The organism is Collinsella aerofaciens (assembly GCF_015555045.1).
Taxonomy (GTDB): Bacteria; Actinomycetota; Coriobacteriia; order Coriobacteriales; family Coriobacteriaceae; genus Collinsella; species Collinsella aerofaciens_W.
This window is the reverse complement of sequence record NZ_JADNJQ010000007.1, coordinates 1-22095: the sequence shown is the minus strand read 5'-3', so window position 1 is coordinate 22095 and position 22095 is coordinate 1. Positions and strand designations below refer to the sequence as shown.

At 59.5% G+C, this 22095-nt stretch carries 17 protein-coding genes and 1 other RNA gene; 12 read left to right on the top strand and 6 right to left on the bottom strand.

All coding sequences use genetic code 11. From position 1 onward, the window contains the following. Positions 1-158: 158 nt before the first annotated feature. Complete coding sequence (locus I2E45_RS03835; protein ID WP_006234163.1) at positions 159-680, top strand: hypothetical protein; 522 nt, start codon at positions 159-161, stop codon at positions 678-680. 134 nt (positions 681-814) lie between these two features. Here the strand turns inward: I2E45_RS03835 and I2E45_RS03830 are convergent, their stop codons facing one another. Together I2E45_RS03830 and I2E45_RS03825 are read right to left on the bottom strand one after the other, a co-directional pair. Further along, positions 815-1624: a YaaA family protein gene (locus tag I2E45_RS03830; protein WP_195444391.1), complete on the bottom strand. Its 810-nt coding sequence runs from the start codon at positions 1622-1624 to the stop codon at positions 815-817. Between the two features lie 100 nt (positions 1625-1724). After that, on the bottom strand, positions 1725-3122 hold the full coding sequence (locus I2E45_RS03825; RefSeq protein WP_195444389.1) for an aminopeptidase: 1398 nt from the start codon (positions 3120-3122) through the stop codon (positions 1725-1727). A 166-nt stretch (positions 3123-3288) separates the two neighbouring features. On the opposite strand from I2E45_RS03825, the gene polA reads away from it, so the two are divergent. Further along, the gene (polA, locus tag I2E45_RS03820) at positions 3289-6039 is read left to right on the top strand and encodes a DNA polymerase I (protein WP_195444387.1); all 2751 of its coding nucleotides are present in this window, start codon (positions 3289-3291) and stop codon (positions 6037-6039) included. 274 nt (positions 6040-6313) lie between these two features. On the opposite strand, the gene I2E45_RS03815 is transcribed toward polA, so the two are convergent. Continuing rightward, positions 6314-7141: a Cof-type HAD-IIB family hydrolase gene (locus I2E45_RS03815; RefSeq protein WP_195444385.1), complete on the bottom strand. Its 828-nt coding sequence runs from the start codon at positions 7139-7141 to the stop codon at positions 6314-6316. A gap of 554 nt (positions 7142-7695) precedes the next feature. On the opposite strand from I2E45_RS03815, the gene I2E45_RS03810 reads away from it, so the two are divergent. From I2E45_RS03810 to ndk, 4 genes are all read left to right on the top strand, one after another. Then, positions 7696-8922 (top strand): argininosuccinate synthase, encoded by a 1227-nt coding sequence (locus I2E45_RS03810; protein WP_035138001.1) that lies wholly within the window; start codon positions 7696-7698, stop codon positions 8920-8922. 233 nt (positions 8923-9155) lie between these two features. Beyond that, entirely contained in the window at positions 9156-9326 is a 171-nt protein-coding gene (locus tag I2E45_RS03805) for a hypothetical protein (RefSeq protein WP_195444383.1), read from the top strand. A 118-nt stretch (positions 9327-9444) separates the two neighbouring features. Further along, complete coding sequence (argH, locus tag I2E45_RS03800; protein WP_195444381.1) at positions 9445-10875, top strand: argininosuccinate lyase; 1431 nt, start codon at positions 9445-9447, stop codon at positions 10873-10875. Positions 10876-11261: 386 nt separating this feature from the next. Continuing rightward, positions 11262-11666 carry a nucleoside-diphosphate kinase gene (gene ndk / locus I2E45_RS03795; protein ID WP_006234152.1) on the top strand — a complete coding sequence of 135 codons (405 nt, stop codon included), beginning with the start codon at positions 11262-11264 and terminating at the stop codon, positions 11664-11666. A 151-nt stretch (positions 11667-11817) separates the two neighbouring features. On the opposite strand, the gene rpiB is transcribed toward ndk, so the two are convergent. Continuing rightward, on the bottom strand, positions 11818-12285 hold the full coding sequence (gene rpiB / locus I2E45_RS03790; RefSeq protein WP_035138007.1) for a ribose 5-phosphate isomerase B: 468 nt from the start codon (positions 12283-12285) through the stop codon (positions 11818-11820). Between the two features lie 270 nt (positions 12286-12555). Here rpiB and I2E45_RS03785 point away from each other — a divergent pair, with 270 nt between their 5' ends. Further along, on the top strand, positions 12556-13875 hold the full coding sequence (locus tag I2E45_RS03785; RefSeq protein WP_195444379.1) for an L-cysteine desulfidase family protein: 1320 nt from the start codon (positions 12556-12558) through the stop codon (positions 13873-13875). 188 nt (positions 13876-14063) lie between these two features. Here I2E45_RS03785 and I2E45_RS03780 read toward each other — a convergent pair whose 3' ends face one another. Further along, entirely contained in the window at positions 14064-14822 is a 759-nt protein-coding gene (locus tag I2E45_RS03780; RefSeq protein ID WP_271742132.1) for an HAD family hydrolase, read from the bottom strand. Positions 14823-15137: 315 nt separating this feature from the next. On the opposite strand from I2E45_RS03780, the gene rpsA reads away from it, so the two are divergent. The 3 genes from rpsA (at position 15138) to I2E45_RS03765 (ending at position 17874) form a co-directional block, all read left to right on the top strand. Continuing rightward, positions 15138-16304 carry a 30S ribosomal protein S1 gene (gene rpsA / locus I2E45_RS03775; RefSeq protein ID WP_022095232.1) on the top strand — a complete coding sequence of 389 codons (1167 nt, stop codon included), beginning with the start codon at positions 15138-15140 and terminating at the stop codon, positions 16302-16304. A 340-nt stretch (positions 16305-16644) separates the two neighbouring features. After that, an RNA gene (gene rnpB, locus I2E45_RS03770) (RNase P RNA component class A) lies at positions 16645-17006 on the top strand. A 229-nt stretch (positions 17007-17235) separates the two neighbouring features. Next, entirely contained in the window at positions 17236-17874 is a 639-nt protein-coding gene (locus I2E45_RS03765) for a YigZ family protein (RefSeq protein WP_195444376.1), read from the top strand. A 67-nt stretch (positions 17875-17941) separates the two neighbouring features. Here the strand turns inward: I2E45_RS03765 and I2E45_RS03760 are convergent, their stop codons facing one another. Further along, positions 17942-18460, bottom strand: a complete 519-nt coding sequence (locus I2E45_RS03760; RefSeq protein ID WP_148332163.1) for a C-GCAxxG-C-C family protein — start codon at positions 18458-18460, stop codon at positions 17942-17944. Between the two features lie 158 nt (positions 18461-18618). On the opposite strand from I2E45_RS03760, the gene I2E45_RS03755 reads away from it, so the two are divergent. Beyond that, entirely contained in the window at positions 18619-19902 is a 1284-nt protein-coding gene (locus tag I2E45_RS03755; RefSeq protein WP_117776343.1) for an O-acetylhomoserine aminocarboxypropyltransferase/cysteine synthase family protein, read from the top strand. 141 nt (positions 19903-20043) lie between these two features. Next, complete coding sequence (locus I2E45_RS03750) at positions 20044-21348, top strand: MFS transporter (RefSeq protein WP_195444374.1); 1305 nt, start codon at positions 20044-20046, stop codon at positions 21346-21348. Positions 21349-22095: the final 747 nt, after the last annotated feature.

The window sequence follows — 22095 nt, the reverse complement described above, 5'->3', positions numbered from 1 at the left end:
TTCGTTGGCATTACCCATATCAGGTTTGCGGGTCAGGGCGGGCGCGCCCAATCTCAGCCTGCCGTCTTGTCCTGCAAGCCCCCCGTTTATGTAATGGGCTCAAGTATAGCTCGAATGGGTACGATTGGCCTAACGAGCGTGCCTGTGAGGAGGCGAACATGGAAGACAAGCATCTATATCGAGAGACGCAATGGGATGTATCGGCCGAGGAAAGCCGTGCGCACCATGGCCTTGTCGCGATCGGTTTTGCGGTGCTTGCCGTGCTGGTGATTGCCTTTTGTATCTGGACGTTTGGTGGTCGCGGCGGCGCTGCATGGGAGTTCGAGGCTGATGATAGCCTACCGATTATGACGGTGAGGAGTACTGGCGGTAATGCCAATACGCTCGCCGTTCCGGGCGATTATTGGTACCCGTGCGATGAGTTTGTGCAGTTGCAGCTGAGTGGTGGGTCTATTCCTGGTGAGGAAATCGAACGCGTGACGTATGATGCGACGTTCAAAACGTTGACGGTGAAGCTCAAAGATCAAGGGGATGTGCCCACGACGATGGATATCGCGCTGACGGAATGGCGCCTGGAGCCCCCGTCGGGTGTTGCGGTGTCCGAGGTCGAGCACGTCAAGATTGTCTATCAGGACGGTTCGACAAACGGGATTGCAAAGGCCGACGGTCTAGCAGAATAGGTGTCGAGCCTAGCAGCCAATTCATAAAAGTTGCGGTGGAATAGTTCCTGATTGTGCGAAAAAGGCTCAAATAGGAATTATTCCACCGCAAGTTATATAGAGAAGGCTGAGCGGGTCAGTGTTGGGTGCCGGCTCTAGAGCATCTGTTCGTTGATGAACATGAGGGTGCCTAGGTATGAGAGCTCGGGGACGTGGCGATAGCCGATGTTGAATGCGGTAAGTTCGCTTGCATCCTCGAGCTTGTTTTCTGCCATCCACCGCACCATGGAGCCGCGCGCCTTTTTGCTGGCGGTCGACCGTTGGATGGGCTTCCCGTTGCGGATACCCTCGCCAAAGAGACACGTGACGGCTGTGGCGTCGCCCGCGAGGTGGGGCAGAACGGCTTTGGCATACTCTACGCTGGCGAGGTTGACGATCGTGGTGTTTGAACCTGCCGGGGCGATAGCCCGCGCGAGCTTATCGCTCCAAAATGCGTAGAGGTCTCGGGCACCGTCGACGACAAGCTTCGCGCCCATCTCCAGCCGATACGGTTCGACGGCATGAAAGGGGCGTACGCATCCGTAGAGGCCGGAGAGGATCCACAGATGGTCTTGCAGCCATGCGAGCTGCGCGGGATCCATCACCTCGGGTGCCATGCTCTGGTATTGAATGCCGTGATAGGACATGGCGGCAGGGGAGAGGTGACGGGCGAGTGCGGGATTGTCGAGATCGCCGCTTTTCAGGATGGGCCCGAACTCATGCAGGGTGTTGAGGCAAGGTCCCAGCAGTTTGTCACTCACGTTCCACAGCGCCTGCAGGCCGCCGCTGCCTTCATTCCGCTCGATATCTAGCAGTGCGCGGTGGAGGCGAGCCGTCTCGCGCACAAAGGGTGGGATGCCCAGGACTTCAAAAGCATCTTGGGCCGCGCGCATCTGCTTGGCGGGCGAAATGATGACCTGCAGCATGGGCTCTCCTCTGCCAAAAAAGTTGCGGTGGAATACGGTCTGTTTTGGCCGTTTATGGGCCAGTTTAGTCCGTATTTCACCGCAACTGATGAAGGGTTGGTTAGGCGCGCTCGAGGAAGGCCTTGTAGCCGCGATAGGCCTCGTAGATGTCGGCCTTGTTGGCGACCTCCCACAGGGCGTGCATGGACAGGACGGCAACACCGGAGTCGATGACATTCATGCCGTACTTGGCCATGATGTAGGCGATGGTGCCACCGCCGCCCGCGTTGACGCGGCCGAGCTCGCAGGTCTGGAAGTCCACGCCGGCCTCGTCCATGATGTCGCGGACGAGGGCCACGTACTCGGCGTCGGCGTCGTTTGAACCGCCCTTGCCGCGGCTGCCCGTGTACTTGTTAAAGCACAGGCCGCGACCCATAAAGGCTGCGTTCTTGGTCTCGAACTTGCCGGCGTAGCCCGGGTCGAAGCCGGCGGACACGTCAGAGGAGAGCATGCGGCTGTGGGCGAGTGCGCGGCGCAGGGCCAGCGGGCTATCCTCGCTGGCGAGCGTCATGATCTCGGCGACGGTGTTCTCGAAGAAGCGGCTCGTCATGCCGGTGGCACCCACGGAACCGATTTCCTCCTTGTCGACGATGAGCGTGATGCTCGTGCGCTCGACATTGGCCACATTGATCTGGGCGAGCATGGAGGGGTAAGCGCAGACGCGGTCGTCGTGACCATAGCCCAAAATCATGGAGCGGTCGAGGCCCATGTCGCGGGCGGGGCCGGCGGGCACGACCTCGATCTCGGCGGAGAGGAAGTCCTCCTCCTCGACGTCATACTGCTCCTTGAGGATGTCCAGGAACATCTGCTTGACGGGCTCCTTGGGGGCGTCCTTGTCGCCCTCATCGAACTTGACGGGACGGCCGCCCACGATCACGTCGAGGATCTCGGCATCGACGGCGTCCTTGGCGGGCTTGGCCATCTGCTCGCTCGAGAGGTGGATCAGCAGGTCGGAGATGGTAAAGACCGGATCGTCTGCCTTGTCGCCGATGTTGATGTCGACGGTGGTGCCGTCCTTTTTGCAGATGACGCCCACGAGTGCAAGTGGGGAAGCGACCCAGTGGTAGCTTTTGACGCCGCCGTAGTAGTGCGTGTCGAGGTAGGCCATGTCGCCGGCCTCGAAGGCGGGATTCTGCTTGAGGTCCAGGCGCGGCGAGTCCACGTGGGCGCCCAGGATGTTAAAGCCCTGCTCGAGCGGGGCGTTGCCCAGGTTGACGAGCATAAGGTCCTTGCCGTGATTGGCGGCGTACACCTTGTCGCCGGCCTTGAGCGCGCGGCCCTCGGTGATCACGGTCTCCAGATTGACGTAGCCCGCCTCCTCGGCCATCTTGATACCGGTCTTGACGCACAGGCGCTCGGTCTTGTTCTCGCTCAAAAACTGCTTATAGCCGCGGCAAAGCTCCTCGAGCTCCTCGACTTGCTGTGGCGTGTACTTTTTCCATGCGCAGGGACGCTCCATGACGCAGGCTCCTTTCGGGTCGATCGTGCTGGTTAATGTACCGTGAGCCATCGTATCACGCACGGGCGCGCGGTGGCGGGGGAGCTTGATGTGCGGTGGCCGCGGGGCGGGGAGCGTGTAAACTGGAGTGAGCAAACCGTGCCCAGCCCAAAGCGAGGTATTCAATATGTCTGACAAGCGCCGTACCTTTGCCGTTATCGACGGCAACTCGCTCATGCACCGCGCCTTCCACGCCGTGCCGCCGACCATGAACGCGCCGGACGGTCGCCCCACCAACGCAATCTTTGGTTTTCTGAACATGTTTCTCAAGATGATCGATGCCTTTAACCCCGACGGCGTGGTCGTGGCGTTTGATAAGGGCAAGCCGCGCGTGCGCATGGAGATGCTGCCGCAGTATAAGGCGCAGCGCCCGCCCATGGACCCCGATCTGCACGCGCAGTTCCCTATGATTAAGGAGCTGCTCGCCGCGCTCAACGTGCCGATTCTGCAGTCCGAGGGCTGGGAAGGCGACGATATCCTGGGAACCATGGCTCGCCTGGGCGAGGAGGCCGGCTGCGACATGCTGCTGGTGACCGGCGACCGCGACATGTATCAGCTTGTGACCGAGCACGTCAACGTGGTCTCGACTCGCAAGGGCCTGTCCGACGTGGCGATCATGACGCCCGAGAGCGTAGACGACCTGTATCACGGCATTACGCCGGCCCTCGTGCCCGATTTTTACGGTCTGAAGGGCGATACGTCGGATAACATTCCCGGCGTACCGGGCATCGGCCCCAAAAAGGCGAGTGCGCTCATTGCGCAGTACGGTAGTCTGGACGAAGTCATCGCGCATGCCGACGAGGTCAAGGGCAAGATGGGCGAGAACCTGCGTGCACACATCGACGACGCACTGCTGAGCCGCAAGGTTGCGACCATTCGCACCGATGCGCCCGTCGAGCTCGACTTTGAGGCGACGTCCTTCCCGGCGTTTTCTGCCGATGAGGTTTCCGCGGCGCTGGGTACGCTTGGTATCACCGCCATGCAGAACCGTTTCTTGGCGCTGATCGGCGGCGGGGGCGGGGCTGCTGCCGCTGCTAGAACGTTTGAGATGCCCACGATTGAGCGCACCGCTGCCGGCGATGCCGAGGCGCTTGCTGACGTGGCGTCCGAGGTTTCGCGTGCGATCGAGGCGGGCGAGTGGGTCGCCACCGTGGTGGACGATGACAAGGAAGAGGGCGCGCTCTTTGGACTGACGCGCACGCTGTGGTTGGCGACGTCCAAGGGCCTCTTCGCGCTCGAGGAGGGCGACAGCTGCGCGGCGGCTGAGGTTGAGGGCTTCAACTTCGTCCACGGCGTGATTGCTGGCGTGCTCGCGCGTCTGTTTATGGAGGGTCGCGTGGCGAGCCCGGATATGAAGGTGCTGTTGCACGAGCTTTCGCCCATCGATTCTTCTGAGCCCGAGCTCATGGATCCGCTGGCAGTCGATTCTACGCGCATCTTCGATACCGTGGTTGCCGCCTACCTGCTGGATTCCGACCGCTCCGAGTTCGATGAGGCATATCTTGCCGATACGTATCTGCAGATGGCGCTGCCTGCGGCGTGCGGCGCAGAGGGTGCCGGCGAGGACGCTCCGGCACCTGCCGCCCGTACTGCGGCTCTGACGCTGGCGCTCGTGGCGCCGTTGCGCGAGTGCATGGCCCGCGAGAACGCCGCCAACGTGTTCGATGGCATCGAGATGCCGCTCGTTCCGGTACTTGCCAAGATGGAGCGCGCGGGCATGCTCGTGGACCCCGAGCGCCTGCACAGTCTGTCCGAGGGTCTGGCGACCCAGATTGCCGAGGTCGAGCGCAGCATTCGCGACCTGGCGGGTGATGAGACGTTTAACATCGGTAGTCCCATGCAGCTGTCGCACGTGCTCTTTGATGTGATGGGGCTTCCGACCAAGGGCCTCAAGAAGACTAAGCGCGGCTATTATTCGACCAATGCCAAGGTGTTGAGCGATCTTGCCCGCGACCACGAGATCGTGCGCCTGATTTTGGACTGGCGTGAGAAGTCCAAGATCAAGTCAACCTATCTGGACACGCTGGGCCCGCTGCGCCGTGGTGACGGTCGTGTGCACACCACGTACAACCAGACCATCACGGCAACGGGGCGTCTGTCCTCGAGCGACCCGAACCTGCAGAACATCCCGACGCGCTCGGAGCTGGGCCGCACCGTCAAAACGGCGTTTTCGGCAGGCGAGGGAAGCGTCTTTTTGGCGGTGGACTACTCGCAGATCGAGCTGCGTCTGCTGGCGCATCTTTCGGGTGACGAGCACCTGGTGCGCGCCTTTAACGAGGGCGAGGACTTCCATGCCGAGACGGCGGCGCGCGTGTTTGGTGTGCCGGTGTCCGAGGTGACGCCCGACCTGCGCAGCCGCGCCAAGGCCGTGAACTTTGGCATCGTGTACGGCCAGCAGGCCTACGGTCTGTCGCAGTCGCTGCATATCTCGATGGCCGAGGCGCGCGACATGATCGACCGCTACTACGAGGCCTACCCGGGCGTGCGTACGTTCCTCGACAACGTGGTGGCGCGCGCCAAGCAGACGGGCTACGCCGAGACCATGTATGGCCGCAGACGCCATATTCCCGAGCTCAAGGCTAAAAATCCGCAACTCCGCGGCTTTGGCGAGCGCACAGCTATGAACCACCCCATGCAGGGAACCGCCGCCGACATCATCAAGATCGCCATGGCCCGCGTAAGCCGCCGCCTGGAAGAAGAGGGCTTTGCCGCCCACATGATTCTGCAGGTACACGACGAACTGGACTTTGAGTGCCCCATCGACGAAGTCGAGCGCCTAACCACCATGGTCCGCGACGTCATGGAGCACGTAGTGGACCTCCGCGTTCCCCTAATCGCCGAAGCCAGCACCGGCATAACCTGGGCCGATGCCAAGTAAAGACATACCAACAACCCCAAAGTAACCAAAACAGAAGGGGGCTCCTTGCCAACAAGGAGCCCCCTTCATTCCAAACTATCAGCCAAGTATCCAGACGCCAAGACGCCATCCATGCGGCAAGCAAGTCACCGCAGGACCTGGCCGGGCGATGCGGGTAAGTTTTTCGTAGATTCCGCACGAGCCGAAGGCCACTTAATGTGGCCTTCGAGCGAGCCCAGGACCTGACCGAACGAAAAACTTACCCGCGTCGCCCGGCCAGGTCCGACAGGTTGCGTTAACGAGCCGCCAAGATGGCGTCGATGAGCGTCAGTACGCCCCCGTCGTTGTTGCTCGGAATGCGCCACTTGGCGTGCGCGTTCATGTGCTCCTCGGCATTGTCCACGATAAAGCTATGCCCGACGCGCTCCAGCATGGGGATGTCGTTGTACGTATCGCCCACGGCGGCGGCGTCGGCGATATCGATGCCCAGGTGTTCGCACAGGTGCGCGACGCCGGCGCCCTTGTCGACGCCCAGGTTCATAAAGTCGATCCACTCGCGCCCGGCGTTGGTGACGTAGAGCTGATCCGAGAACGCGGGGCTATAGGTCTCGCGGAATGCGGGCTCGGCATCGTAGGCAGGGAAAAAGACCGAGATCTTATTGGACTCGATATCAAGGCCCTCAAAGGTGTCGACATAGTTGATCGTGTTGTAGTACACGCTGATCTCGTCGTGGTATTGATGGTCGCGGGCAAGCACGTAGAACTCGTCGAAGCAGCACAGGACGGGGACGGCGCGCGGATCCTCCGAGGCGCGGCTCAAGACCTGCTGATACAGCGTCACATCGATATTGCTCTTATAGATATAGTTGCCGCGGTAAATAACGCAGGCTCCGTTGTCGGGACAAAAAGCGAGGCGGTTCTTGATGCCCTCGAACATCTCCTCGAGCTTGGGGGCGGGACGTCCGCTGGCGGGGCAGAATACGATGCCGGCATCGGCGAGCTTGTCCAGGCGTTCGTCGAGGCCTTGCGGCAGCACGCGCTCGTCGGTCAGCAGCGTCTTGTCCATGTCGACGGCGATGAGCTTAATGTTTCCGATATTGGCGTCCGATTCGTAAGTTTGCATAAAGGCGAGCCTTTCGTTTCGAAATTGTTTCAGACGCTATAACCATCAACTCGTAGTCAGGCGTATTATCGCAGGATTGGCGCGCATTTGCATCACCATTCACAAACTAATGAAAAAACTTTTCAGAAATTTGAATTTGTCGCTTGTGCAGCAGGCACTTTAGCGTAATATAGCGACCATCGAAAACGGAGACGGAAAAACAACCGCTTACCGAGGAAAAGGTACCGTTTGCGATATTAGAATTGCGCCCTGCGATAGGTGAAAGGAGAGGCAGATGCAGTTCGTAAAGATCATCACTACTGCAGACAATGCCATCCGACGCCAGCGCGCAATTTCCCGACGACGATAACAATCGTCTCTGTCCGCATGGGGCGAATTGCCTCAACAGAGTCATTTTGAGGTCGTTGGGTTTTAGCACGACATTGCTGCATGTTTCTAGGGCATGTATGTGCTGATTTTTGCTATTTAACCTGATATTGCACGTTATATGACCTTGAAATGACTTGCAACTGACCGATGTTCTAACTAGCTACCAAGGGCGAAAGGAAACAGCCATGAGCAAGGAAAAAGTCGTTCTCGCATATTCCGGTGGTCTTGATACATCCGTATGTGTCAAGTGGCTCCAGGATGAGAAGAATCTCGATGTCGTTTGCGTCTGCGGCAACGTGGGCCAGGAGGAGACCGGCCTGGACGCCAAGAAGCAGAAGGCCCTCGACCTGGGCGTTCTGGATTGTCAGGTGCTCGACCTGCGCGACGAGTTCTCCGATGAGTTCCTGACTAAGGCCATCGCCGCAAACTCCATGTACGAGAACAAGTACCCGCTGCTCTCCGCCCTGTCTCGCCCGCTGCTCGCCAAGAAGCTTGTTGAGGTCGCCCACGAGTTTGGCGCGACCTACGTCGCCCACGGCTGCACCGGCAAAGGTAACGACCAGGTCCGTTTTGAGGCCGCCGTCAAGGCCCTCGACCCCGAGCTCAAGGTTATCGCCCCGGTTCGCGAGTGGGACCTGAAGTGCCGCCCCGACGAGGTCGCCTATGCCCACGCCCACAACGTGCCGGTTCCCGAGGGTGCCAACGACAACCCCTACTCCATCGACGACAACCTGTGGGGTCGTGCCATTGAGTGCGGTCACCTGGAGGATCCCTGGAATGAGCCGCTCGACGACGCTTGGGTTATGACCAAGAACCCCGAGGACACCCCGGACACCCCGACCTACACCGAGATTGAGTTTGAGGCCGGCAAGCCCGTCGCCGTCGACGGCAAGAAGATGAAGCTCTCCGAGATCGTCATCGCCCTTAACAAGATTTCGGGCGACAACGGCTTTGGCCGTCTCGACCTGGTCGAGGATCGTCTGGTGGGCCTTAAGAGCCGCGAGTGCTACGAGGTTCCCGGCGCACTGACGCTCATCACCGCCCACAAGGCGCTCGAGGACATTTGCGTTGAGGGCGACCTGCTCAAGACTAAGATTAAGCTCGAGCAGGATTGGGCCACCGCCGTGTATAACGGCCAGTGGTACAGCCCGCTCAAGAACGCGCTCGACGCCTTTATGGCCGATACCCAGAAGTTCGTGACCGGCACCGTCCGTCTGAAGTTCTTTAAGGGCAACTGCCATGTCGTCGGCCGCAAGAGCCCCTTCAGCCTCTACGACTACGGTCTGGCTACCTACGACCGCGACACCACGTTTGACGAGAAGGCCAGCGCTGGCTTTATCGAGATCGATACGCTGTCGCTCAAGACGTGGGCAAAGGTCCAGGGCCCCAGCTCTGCTGCCGCCCAGGCCTAGCGCCTCCTTCCCTTGGTATCCGCGCGGCCCATCCGCGTGATACATAACGGGCGCACGGGGTCCCTACCTTTCGTTATGCTTGCTGACACTTCTTAACATCGGTGGCCCCTACGTTCCGCCCGCATATATGATGCCGCGTCTGCGGCTGAGTCCGAGCCCCGCCGGGGTTGTCCGGTGGGGCTCCTTCTATCAATTTGGCGGCTCTGCGCCTATATATATGAGGAGTATCCATTATGTTCAATGCTTTCGCGCATGCTTTACTTGCCCTCGCGCCCGAGTTCGATGCTGTAAAGGTCGAGGACGTTCCTATGAGCCTGAAGGCCTGGATCGATGGTTCGCAGGGCAACATCCGGAGGGAGACGTTGGGCGCCAAGTGCATGGCGCGTCACTTCTTTGCAAATTAGCTACATGGCTCCGCACACGGTGGGGAATGTGTAAAACTAGCGGTTGAAAAATCGCTTTAGCGATATGGCGCATTGCTTTGGGCGCTTGTTTTGGTATTTGGAGAAAGGGGACGGTTCCATGGCTCTTTGGGGTGGTCGTTTTGAGGCAGGCGTGGCCGAGGTCACGCAGGAGTTTGGCGCGTCGCTGCCGGTCGACAAACATCTCTATAAACAGGATATCGCCGGCTCTAAGGCGCATGCCAAAATGCTGGCGGCCAAGGGCATCATCAGTGCCGAGGACGAGCAGGCGATTGCCAATGGCCTGACCGGAATCGAACAGGATATCGATGCCGGCAACTTCACCTTCGATATCAACGATGAGGACATTCATATGTCCATCGAGAGCGAGCTGACGCGTCGCATCGGCGAGGCTGGCAAGCGCTTGCATACCGGACGTTCGCGCAACGACCAGGTGGCGACCGACACGCGCCTGGGCGTCAAGGCGCTGGCCAAGGAGCTCATGGAGGCCAATCTTGAGCTGCGCCATGTGCTGGTGGATGCGGCTAAGAAGTACGACAAGGTGATTTTGCCGGGCTACACGCACATGCAGCACGCTCAGCCCGTGCTTCTGTCGCATCATCTGCTGGCGTATTCCTGGATGTTCGCGCGCGACTTTACACGCCTGAAGGCCGCCTTTGATGCCGCCGACAGCTGCCCGCTGGGTGCTGCCGCGCTTGCTGGTACGAGCTATCCGCTCGATCGCCAGATGACGGCTGCCGAACTTGGCTTTGCGGGCGTGATTCCCAACTCGCTCGATGCGGTTTCCGACCGTGATTTCCTGCTCGATCTGCATTACGCCGGCTCCGTCATGGCCATGCACCTGTCGCGTCTTTCCGAGGAGATCGTGCTGTGGTCGAGCTCCGAATTTGGCTTTATCACGCTTTCAGACTCCTACTCCACCGGCTCGTCTATCATGCCGCAGAAGAAGAACCCCGACTTTGCCGAGCTTATCCGCGGCAAGAGCGGTCGCGTGTACGGCAACCTGGTGCAGCTGCTGGTAACCATGAAGGGCTTGCCGCTTGCTTATAACAAGGACTTGCAGGAGGACAAGGAGAGCGCGCTCGATACCGCCCATACGCTCATGCAGTGTCTGTCGGTTATGGCCGGTATGATTTCGACTTGGACCGTCAACGAGGATGCCATGGCGCGCGAGTGCGGCGTGGGGCACCTTGCCGCCACCGATGTTGCCGATTACCTGGCTAAGCGTGGTCTGCCGTTCCGCGAGGCACATGCCGTGGTGGGCCATCTGGTCCTGATGTGTGAGAAGCGTGGCTGCAATCTTGAGGACCTGCCGTTTGAGGTGTTCCAGGAGGCAAGCCCGCTCTTTGAACGCGATATTACCGAGGCGCTCGACATCCCCTCAATTGTCGCCGCGCGTACGACCGAGGGCGGTACCGCCCCTGCCGCCGTTGCCGTGCAGCTGCAGCGCGCCGAGGCACAGCTCGTGGCCGACGAGGGCGTGTTTGGATCGCTGACCAAGGTCGTCGAGATGGGCCACGGGGCAAAGTAGGGATTTGACTGAAGCGGCTTTGGCCATTTATCGATAAATCGTTTTTGCTTTTACGGGTATCTGCTGATGCGGACGCCCGTATTTTGTTGCTATGGGGGAGGGGCTTGTCGAGAACTTCTGTAGGACCTTTGGGCAGGTTGTGAAGGGGGTACGTTCGCGGGCGGCAACCGACCGTCTGCTCTGCTCGATGCGGTTGATGGGCAGTCGGATGGTACTCTAATCGAGCTTCGAAACAGAAGTGACACATATGGAACGCTTCAATAAATTGCAACGTTTCAATAAACAGCTTTTTGTTTAACTGCAGCTAAAACTCTGTTACGATGCAGTCCAGGCGGGTGCCGGAATGGGACTTGGGCACGCGCGAACCTACTTGAAAGGCTACTTTTATGGCTATCGAGAAGACCTTCATCATGATTAAGCCCGACGCCGTGCGTGACCGCAAGATCGGCGAGATTGTTGCTCGCATCGAGCGCAGCGGCCTTGTCATCGAGCGCATGGAGATGACCACGCTCGAGCGCGCTACCGTCGAGGAGCACTACGCCCATCTGGCCGACAAGCCCTTCTTTGGCGGTCTCTGCGACTTTATGACGAGCGGTCCGGTCGTCAAGATGGTCGTTTCCGGTCTCTCCGCTGTTGCTAAGATGCGCACCCTCATGGGCGCTACCAACCCGCTTGACGCTGCTCCTGGTACCATCCGCGGCGACTTTGCCGTCGATGTCAACGCCAACGTGATCCACGGCTCCGACTGTTTGGAGAACGCCGAGATTGAGATCAAGCGCTTCTTTGGCTAAACCAGCTTTGACTCCTTAAAGCTGTTAGCGTGTGGCTTGGGCGCCGCGGAACTCCATCTGCGGCGCCCTTTTATTCCAAAATCTATGCAGGGGCCCGCTCGGACATGTGTTCCGAGCGGGCCCCTGCTGTTAGCTTGTGGCACTGAATAGTTTAGGCTTCGTCGACGATCTTAAGGCCGCGCGTGTGGTCGATCTCGTTGAGGAGGTTAACGCGACGCTCGTGGCGACCACCCTCAAACTCGGCGTCGAGCCACTCGTCGACGATCATCTTGGCGAGCTCGGAGCCCACGACGCGGGCGCCAAAGGCAAGCACGTTGGTGTTGTTGTGCATGCGGGAGAGCTTGGCGCTGAAGGGCTCGGAGCAGACGACGGCGCGTACGCCCTCGACCTTGTTGGCGGCCAGGCTGATGCCGACGCCGGTACCGCAGATCAGGATGCCCAGATCGACGTCGCCGTTGGCTACGGCCTTGCCCACCTTGTAGCCGGCGATGGGGTAATCAAAGCTCTCGGAGGTGTCGGTGCCAAAGTTCACGACCTCACAGCCGCGCTCCTTCAGGTGCTCGGAGATGATGTTCTTGAGCTCGACGGCGGCATGGTCGTTGCCGATACCAATCTTCATGAGTGGTTCCTCTCTGGTCCGTGCGGCGGAATTGCTAAAGGTTTTACCGCGTTCGACTGCATGATAGCGCGACTTTTGTGTAAACGCTCGGGCGTTTTTTGGTCAAACGCTTTAGCATGAAACAAGACCGGCTTCTCATGAATGAATGCTGTCAGTTTGTGCTTGAGCGCCGTCCGCCGGAACCATGGTTGCGGTTTTTGATGCATTGTTATCAAATAAAGGAGCTAACTTTTTTGAGAGCCCAGCCCGTTATGCAAGCAGGAGATACCTATGCCCACCGATTCCATCCGTGATGCCGCGTTTTGCGATGTTTTAAACCGCGAACTTGTCTGTGCACTCGGCTGCACCGAGCCCATTGCCGTTGCCTATGCAGCGGCGCTGGCGAGCCAGACGCTCGGTTGCGAACCCGATCATATGGACGTTGCCTGCTCGGGCAACATCATCAAGAACGTCAAGAGCGTGACCGTGCCCAACTCGGGCGGTATGCACGGTATTGAGGCCGCGGCCGTGCTGGGTGCCGTGGGCGGCGACGCTAAGAGCGCGCTCGAGGTGCTCGAGAGCGTTAACGATGAAGACCGCGCTCGCGTGGCCGAGCTCCTCGCCGACGCCGGCTACTGCGATGTGTCGCTTGTCGAGGGTGTGCCCAACCTCTACATCAAGGTGACTGCGACGGCCGGGGGCCATACCGCGGTCGTCGAGATTACCGATCACCACACTAATGTCACGTGCCATACGCTCGATGGTATTCCGGTATGCGGCAAGTCAGCGGGGGAGTGTGCCGCCTGCGCCGAGCGCGTGGTGGCCGAGCGTGCGGCAGATAACGCCGATACCCCTATGAGCGTTGAGTCCATCATCGACTTTATCGAGGACGGTGACATTGAGGACGCCCGCGCTGCCGTTGAGCGTCAGATTGAGCTGAATGGCGCGATCAGTGCCGAGGGCCTTGCGCACGCTTGGGGCGCCGAGGTGGGTCGTACACTGTTGGGCGCTCGTGCTGATGACGTCGCCTGCCGTGCCCGTGCCCGTGCGGCCGCCGGGTCCGACGCCCGCATGAACGGTTGCGCGCTGCCGGTCGCCATTGTGTGCGGCTCGGGCAATCAGGGCATTACCTGCGCATTGCCCGTCATGGAGTATGCCGAGTACCTGCGTTGCGACCACGAGCGCCTGGTGCGCGCCGTGATGCTGTCCGATCTTATCGCCGTGCATATCAAGAGCTATATTGGTGCGCTCTCGGCGTTTTGCGGTGCTATTTGCGCTGCGTGCGGCGCCGGCGCTGCGATTACCTGGCTGTGCGGTGGCACGCGCGAACAGATTGGCGCGACGGTCTCGAATACGCTTGGCAACGTGGGCGGCATCGTGTGCGACGGCGCCAAGGCGAGCTGTGCCGCCAAGATCTCGGCTGCCGTCGATGCGGCGATTCTGGGCCACGATATGGCCATGCAAGGCCGCGGCTTCCGCGCCGGCGAGGGCCTGATCCAAGATACCATTGAGCAGACGATCGCCAGTATGGGCTACGTAGGCCGCGTGGGCATGAAGGACACCGACGTCGAGATCCTCAACATCATGATCGGCAAAACCCAGGTGTGCTAGTTACGCGGTTTTACCAAACCGCGTAACCAGTCGACGCTGCAAATGCCCCTAAGCGGCAATCTGCCTTTCAATCGTCGGGCATGGCCAGAAGGCCTATGCCCTCCTCTTTCAAGGCACATTGCTCGCTTAGGGCATTTTCGCTGACTTGTGCTCAACCTGCGGCGATATTTGGTTTGGAGCGAGGGGTCCTACGACAGTTCGTCGGCTACTTGGTGTTCGTAGAAGGCTTCTACTACGGCGTTAAAGTCGCGGGCGAAGTCTTCCATGGTTCCGCGCCAGGTGGCTCGGCCGGGTTTTCCCTGGCCAACATAGGCAGTTTGAATGCCGCAGGCGGGACTGGGGAAGTCGCGCTTGGGATCGTTGCCCACCATAAGGACCTCGTGCGGCTCGAGCCCCATCACCTGAAGCTGCTCTAGATAGTAGGTGGCATCGGGCTTGCAGCGGGTGGTGTTTCCCATGTGCGTGACGAGCTCAAAGGGAGCGTCGGCCAGGTCGCCCCAACCCATGCGGCACTCGATGGCCCCCTGGGGAAAGCTGGGGTTGGTAAAGAGCGCACAACGCAGCCCTGCGTCCTGTACGGCCTGGAGCGCGGCGTGTGCGCCCGGCATGGCGTGGGCGTTAATGACATCGTCGTTCTTGTACGGAAGAACTTCGCGGTCATAGTAGGTAAACGCCTCGTAGATGAGGGGATCGGAGAGGCGGATCCCGCATCGGCGCTCGACCTCTTCTTGGTAAAACTCAAGATTGGTGCGGTTGTCCGTGCCGCTGCGGCGATTGGCGTTGAGGTCGACCAGGATGGTGCCGAGGCGTGCCATCGTGCCACCGCGGCTGCGGCGCCCGATATCCGCGAGCATCGAAGAGACATCCTTAAAATAGCGAAGGATGAACGCGTTGAGGTTGATGCTAAGAAGCGTTTCGTCCATATCGAAAACGACTGCTTTGAGCACGCGGGCACCTTTCTCGTAAATTTGATCTAGAGTCGTTGGCTCCGGATACTTTACCCCAAAGCCAAATGCCTTGCTGGTTATCGTCAAGTTGCGGATACGTGTGTTCATAAGATTACGAAAAAGTCTCCACACGAGTAAAAAATCGCAGTTCACGCTTGAAATCGAACTCATTTCCCCGTAACCTATACGAACGTGATTGCATAAGCGTCACATTAGTATCTGTCGGCTCCCGAGTGTTCCTAAACGTTGTGTGCTTGTCGCACCCTTCTGTAGGTCCTAGCAATCGGGGCCCCGTAGTTCGAAAGGGGTCCACCTTTGAGTGAGATTCAGAACTCGTCCATTTTCTCTCTTGACGATGTCAACGAGGAGGAGATGAACAACCTCATCGACGGTACGATTACCGACTTTGATGAGGGCGATCTCGTTAACGGCACTGTCGTTAAGATCGAGCATGACGAGGTGCTCGTTGACATCGGATTCAAGTCCGAGGGCGTTATCCCGGTCCGCGAGCTGTCCATCCGCAAGGACGCTAACCCTGCAGACATCGTTGCACTCGGTGATCCCATCGAGGCTCTGGTTCTCCAGAAGGAGGACAAGGACGGTCGTCTGGTCCTGTCCAAGAAGCGTGCCGAGTACGAGCGTGCTTGGAACCGCATCGAGGAGAAGTTCAACTCCGGCGAGAACGTCGAGGGCGAGGTTATCGAGGTTGTCAAGGGCGGCCTGATCCTCGACATCGGCCTGCGTGGCTTCCTGCCCGCTTCCCTCGTCGACCTCCGTCGTGTCAAGGACCTCACCTCCTACATGGGCACCCGCATCGAGGCTCGCGTCATCGAGATGGACCGCAACCGCAACAACGTCGTCCTCTCCCGTCGCGTCGTGCTCGAGGAGTCCCGTAAGGCCGAGCGCTCCGAGATTCTGTCCAAGCTCAAGTCTGGCATGCGTCTCCAGGGCACCGTTTCCTCCATCGTCGACTTCGGCGCCTTCGTCGACCTCGGCGGTATCGACGGCCTCATCCACATCTCCGAGCTCTCCTGGAACCACGTCAACCATCCTTCCGAGGTTGTCAAGGTCGGCCAGGAGGTCGAGGTCGAGGTTCTCGACGTCGATCTCAACCGCGAGCGCATCTCCCTGGGTCTCAAGCAGACCACCGAGGATCCGTGGCGTGCACTGGTCAAGAAGTACCCCGTCGGCGCTATCGTCGAGGGCACTGTGACCAAGCTTGTCCCGTTCGGCGCTTTCGTCGACCTGGGCGAGGGCATCGAGGGCCTGGTGCACATTTCCGAGATGGCCAACAAGCACGTCGATCAGCCTTCTCAGGTCACCCACGTGGGCGACAAGGTTCAGGTCAAGGTCATGGAGATCGACCTCGACCGTCGTCGTATCTCCCTGTCCATGAAGTCCGCTGCTGAGACTCTGGGCGTCGAGATCGAGGTTACCCCGCTTCCTTCCGAGAAGAAGGACGAGGAGACCGACGCCGAGTAAATCGGTTTGACGATCACTTGTTTTAAGGGATCCGTCCGTAATGGACGGGTCCCTTTTTGCTTTTGCTGCCGAGATGTGCGATGCTGCCCGTGCGTAATGCTGCCCGGGCTGTCCATAGGCTATTGGGTTGTCGGTGCGTGAAAAATGCCGACATCCCGCCTCGGGGAGGAGGCGGGAACACACCGAGTAGACGGAGGGGTGCGGAGCGCGGTCGCGTCTCGACTGACGACGTTGCCCATCGACAGGACCATTGTAACGCATGGCGGTTCTTGGTTTATCGTGTCGAGCGTTTGCGTTGTGCCATTGCCTGCGGCAACGGTGTGTTACACTCTTGCACTGCTGAGTGGGCCAGACGGTCGCGCGATGTGCTGCTTGCAGTACGCGTGAGGAAAGTCCGGGCTCCAGAGGGCGGGATGCCGGCTAACGGCCGGGCGGAGTGATCCGACGGAAAGCGCCGCAGAAAAGAAGACTCCCACCTGCGCCGCAAGGCGTAAAGGGAAAAGCTGAAACGGTGGTGTAAGAGACCACCAGCGTCGTGGCAACACGGCGGCTTGGCAAGCCCCATCCGGAGCAAGCGCGAATAGGAACGCTATGGGCCGGCCCGGTCCGCGTTCGGGTAGCGTGCGTGGAACTGCACGGTAACGTGCAGACAAGATAAATGACCGTTCACGACAGAACCCGGCTTATAGGCCCACTTGGCAACTATGTTGACGCTGCGAACCCGTCAGCGCGGCAATCTGCCTTACAAGCCTTCGGGCATGACCATAAGGTCAATGCCCTCGTCTTTCAAGGCACCTTGCTCGCGCTGACGGGTTCTCGCTGTTGGTGACGGCATTATTGGCGTTTCCGTTCTTGTCGGCAAGGGCAACGGTTCTGTCTTTGCCGTATTATTGAGGCTGTTTGTTGCTGCGCTTAATTTTGTTGAGGGGCTTTGTTGGACAGCTATTTTACTCTGCAATCGAATATTGAGGCTTCGGGCGAGTTTGTGGACCGCAAGAGCCGGTTTATTGCCCAGCTGGTCCATATTGAGTCCGAGGACGAGGCGAATGCCTTTATCGAGATGGTTCGCAAGCGTCATTACGACGCTCGGCACAATGTTCCCGCGTGGATTTTAGTCGATGGACGCGAGCGCCAGAGCGATGATGGTGAGCCGAGCCGCACGAGCGGTATGCCGACGCTCGAGGTGTTGCGCGGCGCAGAGCTCAAAAATGTTTGCTGCGTGGTGACGCGCTATTTTGGTGGCACGCTGTTGGGACCTGGTGGCTTGGTGCGCGCCTATACTGCGGCGACGCAGGCGGCGGTGGCAGCTGCTCGGGAGGCCGGGCAGATTGTCGAGATGACGAGTGTCGTGCCTGTTGACGTGCATGTGGCCTATCCGCAGTATGAGCAGGTGCTTCGTTTGGCGCAGGATTCGGGTGCCAAGGTTTCGGATACCGATTACGCGGATGCCGTGACACTTCACCTGGTATTCAAAGCGGGGGAGCAGGAGCATTTTTGCGCCAAGATGCGCGAGCTTATGGCGGGGCGCGAAGAGATCGAGGTCGGCGCTCCCAAATTTGCCGAGTTCTAACGGCGACGGCCGGCGTTCTTTTGGATGGATCCCAAACGCGCCGGCCGTCGTTTTATGCTGCTGCCGTTTACTCGGCGAGCTGTTTTAGCACATCGCAGGCGATCTCGACGGCATCGTCGATGCAGCCGGGGCAGCTGCGGAGCGGACCTTTATCCGATCCGATGCCCTTGAGCGTGCCGCAGACGGTCGTCGTGTTCTTCTCGCCAAATCGCTTGGCAATCTCGCGCGACAGCTTGTAGGTCTGGCCTTTGGTCTTGGGGTTCTCCATGCCGTCGCTCATTACAAAGCCCATGATGGCAACAGCGCCCGAGATGGCGCCGCAGGTCTCGGTCATGCCACCCATGCCGGCGCCAAAGCCCTCGGTGAGGGTAAAGGCGGTCTGGGGGTCGAGCCCGACGGCAGGTGCGAGCGTGCAGGCAACGGCCTGTGCGCAGTTAAAGCCGCGGGCGTGGTATTCGGCAGCCTGAGCCTGGCAGGCGGCGGTGTCGAGCTGGGTGGTATCGATCTGCTTCATCGTTGTCTCCTTGGTCACGGTGTACCCGCCTATGGTACCCGTGACGGGGCATGTAATCATCGAGAGCTTCATGTATGCCTCGTTTTTATCTATCGAGCAAATGCCCAAGGCTTGAGATAAACACCCTTGATTCATTTGTCTCTCAACCCACCTTGGTGATGGGTTGAGAGGGGTGTGCGGTAGCGGTATCGTGAACCGAATAAAACAAAACCCAAGTAAGGGAGTTGGATATGAGCGAGCAGACCATCGGTACTACATGTGTTCAGGGCGGCTATCACCCGGGAGATGCGGAGCCGCGCCAGGTGCCCATCTACCAGTCCACCACGTGGAAGTACGACACGTCGGAGCACATGGGCAAGCTGTTTGACCTGGAGGAGTCTGGCTACTTCTACAGCCGTCTGCAGAACCCCACGTGCGATTTGGTTGCCGCCAAGATCTGCGAGATGGAGGGCGGCACCGCAGCGATGCTCACGAGTTCGGGCATGGCTGCGAACTTCCTCGCGATCTTTAACGTTGCCGGTGCCGGCGATCACGTGGTCGCAAGCTCTGCCATTTACGGCGGTACGTATAACCTGCTCGCCCACACCATGGGCCGCATGGGCGTGACCTGCACGTTCGTCGCCCCCGACTGCACCGATGAGGAGCTCGAGGCAGCGTTTGAGCCCAACACAAAGCTCGTCTTTGGCGAGACGATCGCAAACCCCGCCCTTGCTGTGCTCGATATTGAGCGCTTTGCCAAGGCCGCACATGACCACGGCGTGCCGCTGATGGTCGACAACACCTTCCCGACGCCCGTGATGTGTCGTCCCTTTGAGTGGGGCGCCGACATCGTTACGCACTCCACCACCAAGTACATGGATGGACATGCTGCCTACCTGGGCGGCGTGATCGTCGACCACGGCCAGTTTGACTGGATGGCCCATGCGGACAAGTTCCCGGGTCTCACCACGCCCGACGAGAGCTATCACGGCGTGACCTATGCCGAGAAGTTCGGTCGTGAGGGTGCCTTCATTACCAAGGCCACCGCGCAGCTCATGCGCGATCTTGGCCCCATGCAGAACCCGCAGGCGGCGTTTTTCTTGAACAGCTCGCTCGAGAGCCTGCATGTGCGCATGCCGCGTCATTGCGAGAACGGCCTGGCCGTTGCCAAGTTCCTGCAGAGCCACCCCAAGGTGCGCTTCGTGAGCTATCCGGGCCTGGAGGGCGATAAGTACTATGACCTCGCTCAGAAGTACATGCCCAACGGTACCTGCGGCGTTGTGAGCTTTGGCTTTAACGGTGGTCGCGCGGCGGCCGAGACCTTTATGAAGAGCCTCAAGCTCGCCCAGATCGCCACGCACGTGGCCGACGCCCGCACTTGCTGCCTGCATCCCGCTAATGCCACGCATCGCCAGATGAACGATGAGGAGCTCATCGCCTGTGGCATCTCCGCCGACATGGTGCGCCTGTCGTGCGGCCTCGAGGACACGGCCGATCTGATTGCCGACCTTGAGCAGGCGCTTGAGCAGTGCTAGGCTAGCTTCCCGTATGAAGCGACGGTGCCCCTTGGGGTTCCGGTGACATATAGTTCCGATTCCGTAGGCGGGACCCCAATTGCGGCTGTTTGCAGGCGATTGGGGCCCCGTTTTTGCGTTGCGCCACTCGAAAGGATGGATATGGAGAAAACTGCAGAGCAGCTGCGCCGCGAGCACATTGCCCTAGAGGGCGACACCCATGGCAAGAACAAGTGGGCGATTCTGTTTACCGTGCTCATCATGACGTTTATGGTGTGTCTGGATTCGACCGTCGTGACCGTGGCGCTGCCCGTGATGCAAAAGGAGCTGGGCGTGGGCCTCGATCGCATTCAGCTGGTAAGCTCGGTGTATCTGCTTGCGACATGCGTGGCTATGTTGCCGTTTGGCCGTCTGGGCGACGTGCGCGGCAAGGTGAATGTGTTCCAGCTGGGCGTCATCGTCTTTTCGGTCGGTTCGCTGCTGTGCGGCCTTTCGTCCTCGCTCGAGGTTCTTATCCTGGCACGCATTGTTCAGGGCGTCGGTTGCGCGGCGGCCATGGCCAACAACATGGGTATCATCACCGAGTCGTTTCCGGCGCGCGAACGAGGCCGTGCCATGGGTATTCTCGCGACCTTCGTGGCCCTCGGCATGATGTGTGGCCCCGTGCTCGGTGGCATGCTGGTGGCAAGCTTTCCCTGGGAGAGTATCTTCCTCATCAACCTGCCTATTGGCGTCATCTCGTTTATCGTGGGACTCTACACACTGCCGCATGTTAAGCCGGAGGCCGGCGACCGTCCCATGTCCCTTGCCGAGGCCGCTCGTCGCTGCTTTGCAAATTCGGCCTTCACTATCAACCTTGCCTGCATGCTCATCGTGTTCGTTGGCATTGGCGCATCCGAGTTTATCCTGCCGTTCTATTTTCAGGACGCCCACGGCTTTGGTTCTGACGTTTCGGGCCTGCTGTTTTTGGCGCTGCCGATGGTGAATGCCTTTATCGGCCCGCTTTCGGGTACGGTTTCGGACCGTGTTGGCTGCGAGGGCCCCACGGCGGTCGGCCTGGGCTTGTACGTATGCGGTCTTTTTGCGGTAAGTACGCTCGACGAGCACTCTTCCATCCCTGTGATCGTGTGCTGTGCCGCGTTTATGTCGTGCGGTACGTCGATTTTCCAGAGCCCCAACAACTCGCTGTATATGGGCTCGGCTCCGCGCGAAGCGCTCGGTTTTGCGGGCAGCTTGGGAAGTTTGGCGCGCTATGCTGGCATGGCACTCGGCATTACGGCGGCGTCGCGCATCCTGTATGGACAGATGAGCGCGGCAATGGGTAAGACGGTCACGAGCTATGTGGTGGGCCGTCCGGATGTGTTCCTCTTTGGCTTCCGCGCGGTATTCTACGTGCTGATGGCCGTTGCAGCCGTGGGCTTTGCGCTCACATTGGTACGTTTGGTGAGGACGCGCACCCGGCATTAGCGTTTCTGGAGGGCGTCCGCCACGAAACACGCCCATCTACTACGTTTGACCGCGCGGCTCCAACCATAGCGCAATTGGTAAAAACAAAAGCGCAGGCAGATGACTTACTGATTTTCGGAAATCAGGGGTATGGTCAGGGGTGCGCGGTCAAACGTAGTAGATGGGCCGTTTTCGTGGCGTACGTTCCCCTCTGATCCGTGGAAACGAAAGAAAGCGCGACATTTGGGACTGCGAAGCCCTCTGTGTGAGCCTTCGGGAGGCAGTTTTCTCAAAACTATGCCGGTTTACGGCGATGATTCGCCATATGGCCACCATACGTCCTTTTTTGGAAAAATGCCAAGTCGTCTACCTGCGGTTTTGTATTCTAGAATTCAGGCTTGGTCGAGAGTCCGCGATTCATCGACGTAAACCGGCATAGTTTTGAAATGACATCAAAACAGTGTCAGCCTTTGCGGCTTGCGAGGCGACTATCGGTCCTCTGGAAGTAGCTAAAAGAGCCCCATTACAGTTTGAGTCGTCCGAAAGGGCGGCTCTTTTCCGTTGCATGGTTATACGATTGAGCCGTACCGGTGGTCGCTGGCCGACCGCCCCGGACGGCCGTCAGCCCCTGCCCCGTAGAGGGCCCGGGACGTGTTGCCGCCGGGGCGGGAGGGGCCGCGGGGAACGACTGTGGATTGGCAACACCTATTTGGACGATTCCGGGAGGGACAGCCCCGCCTCCCTGAACTCGACCGGAGACATGTAGCC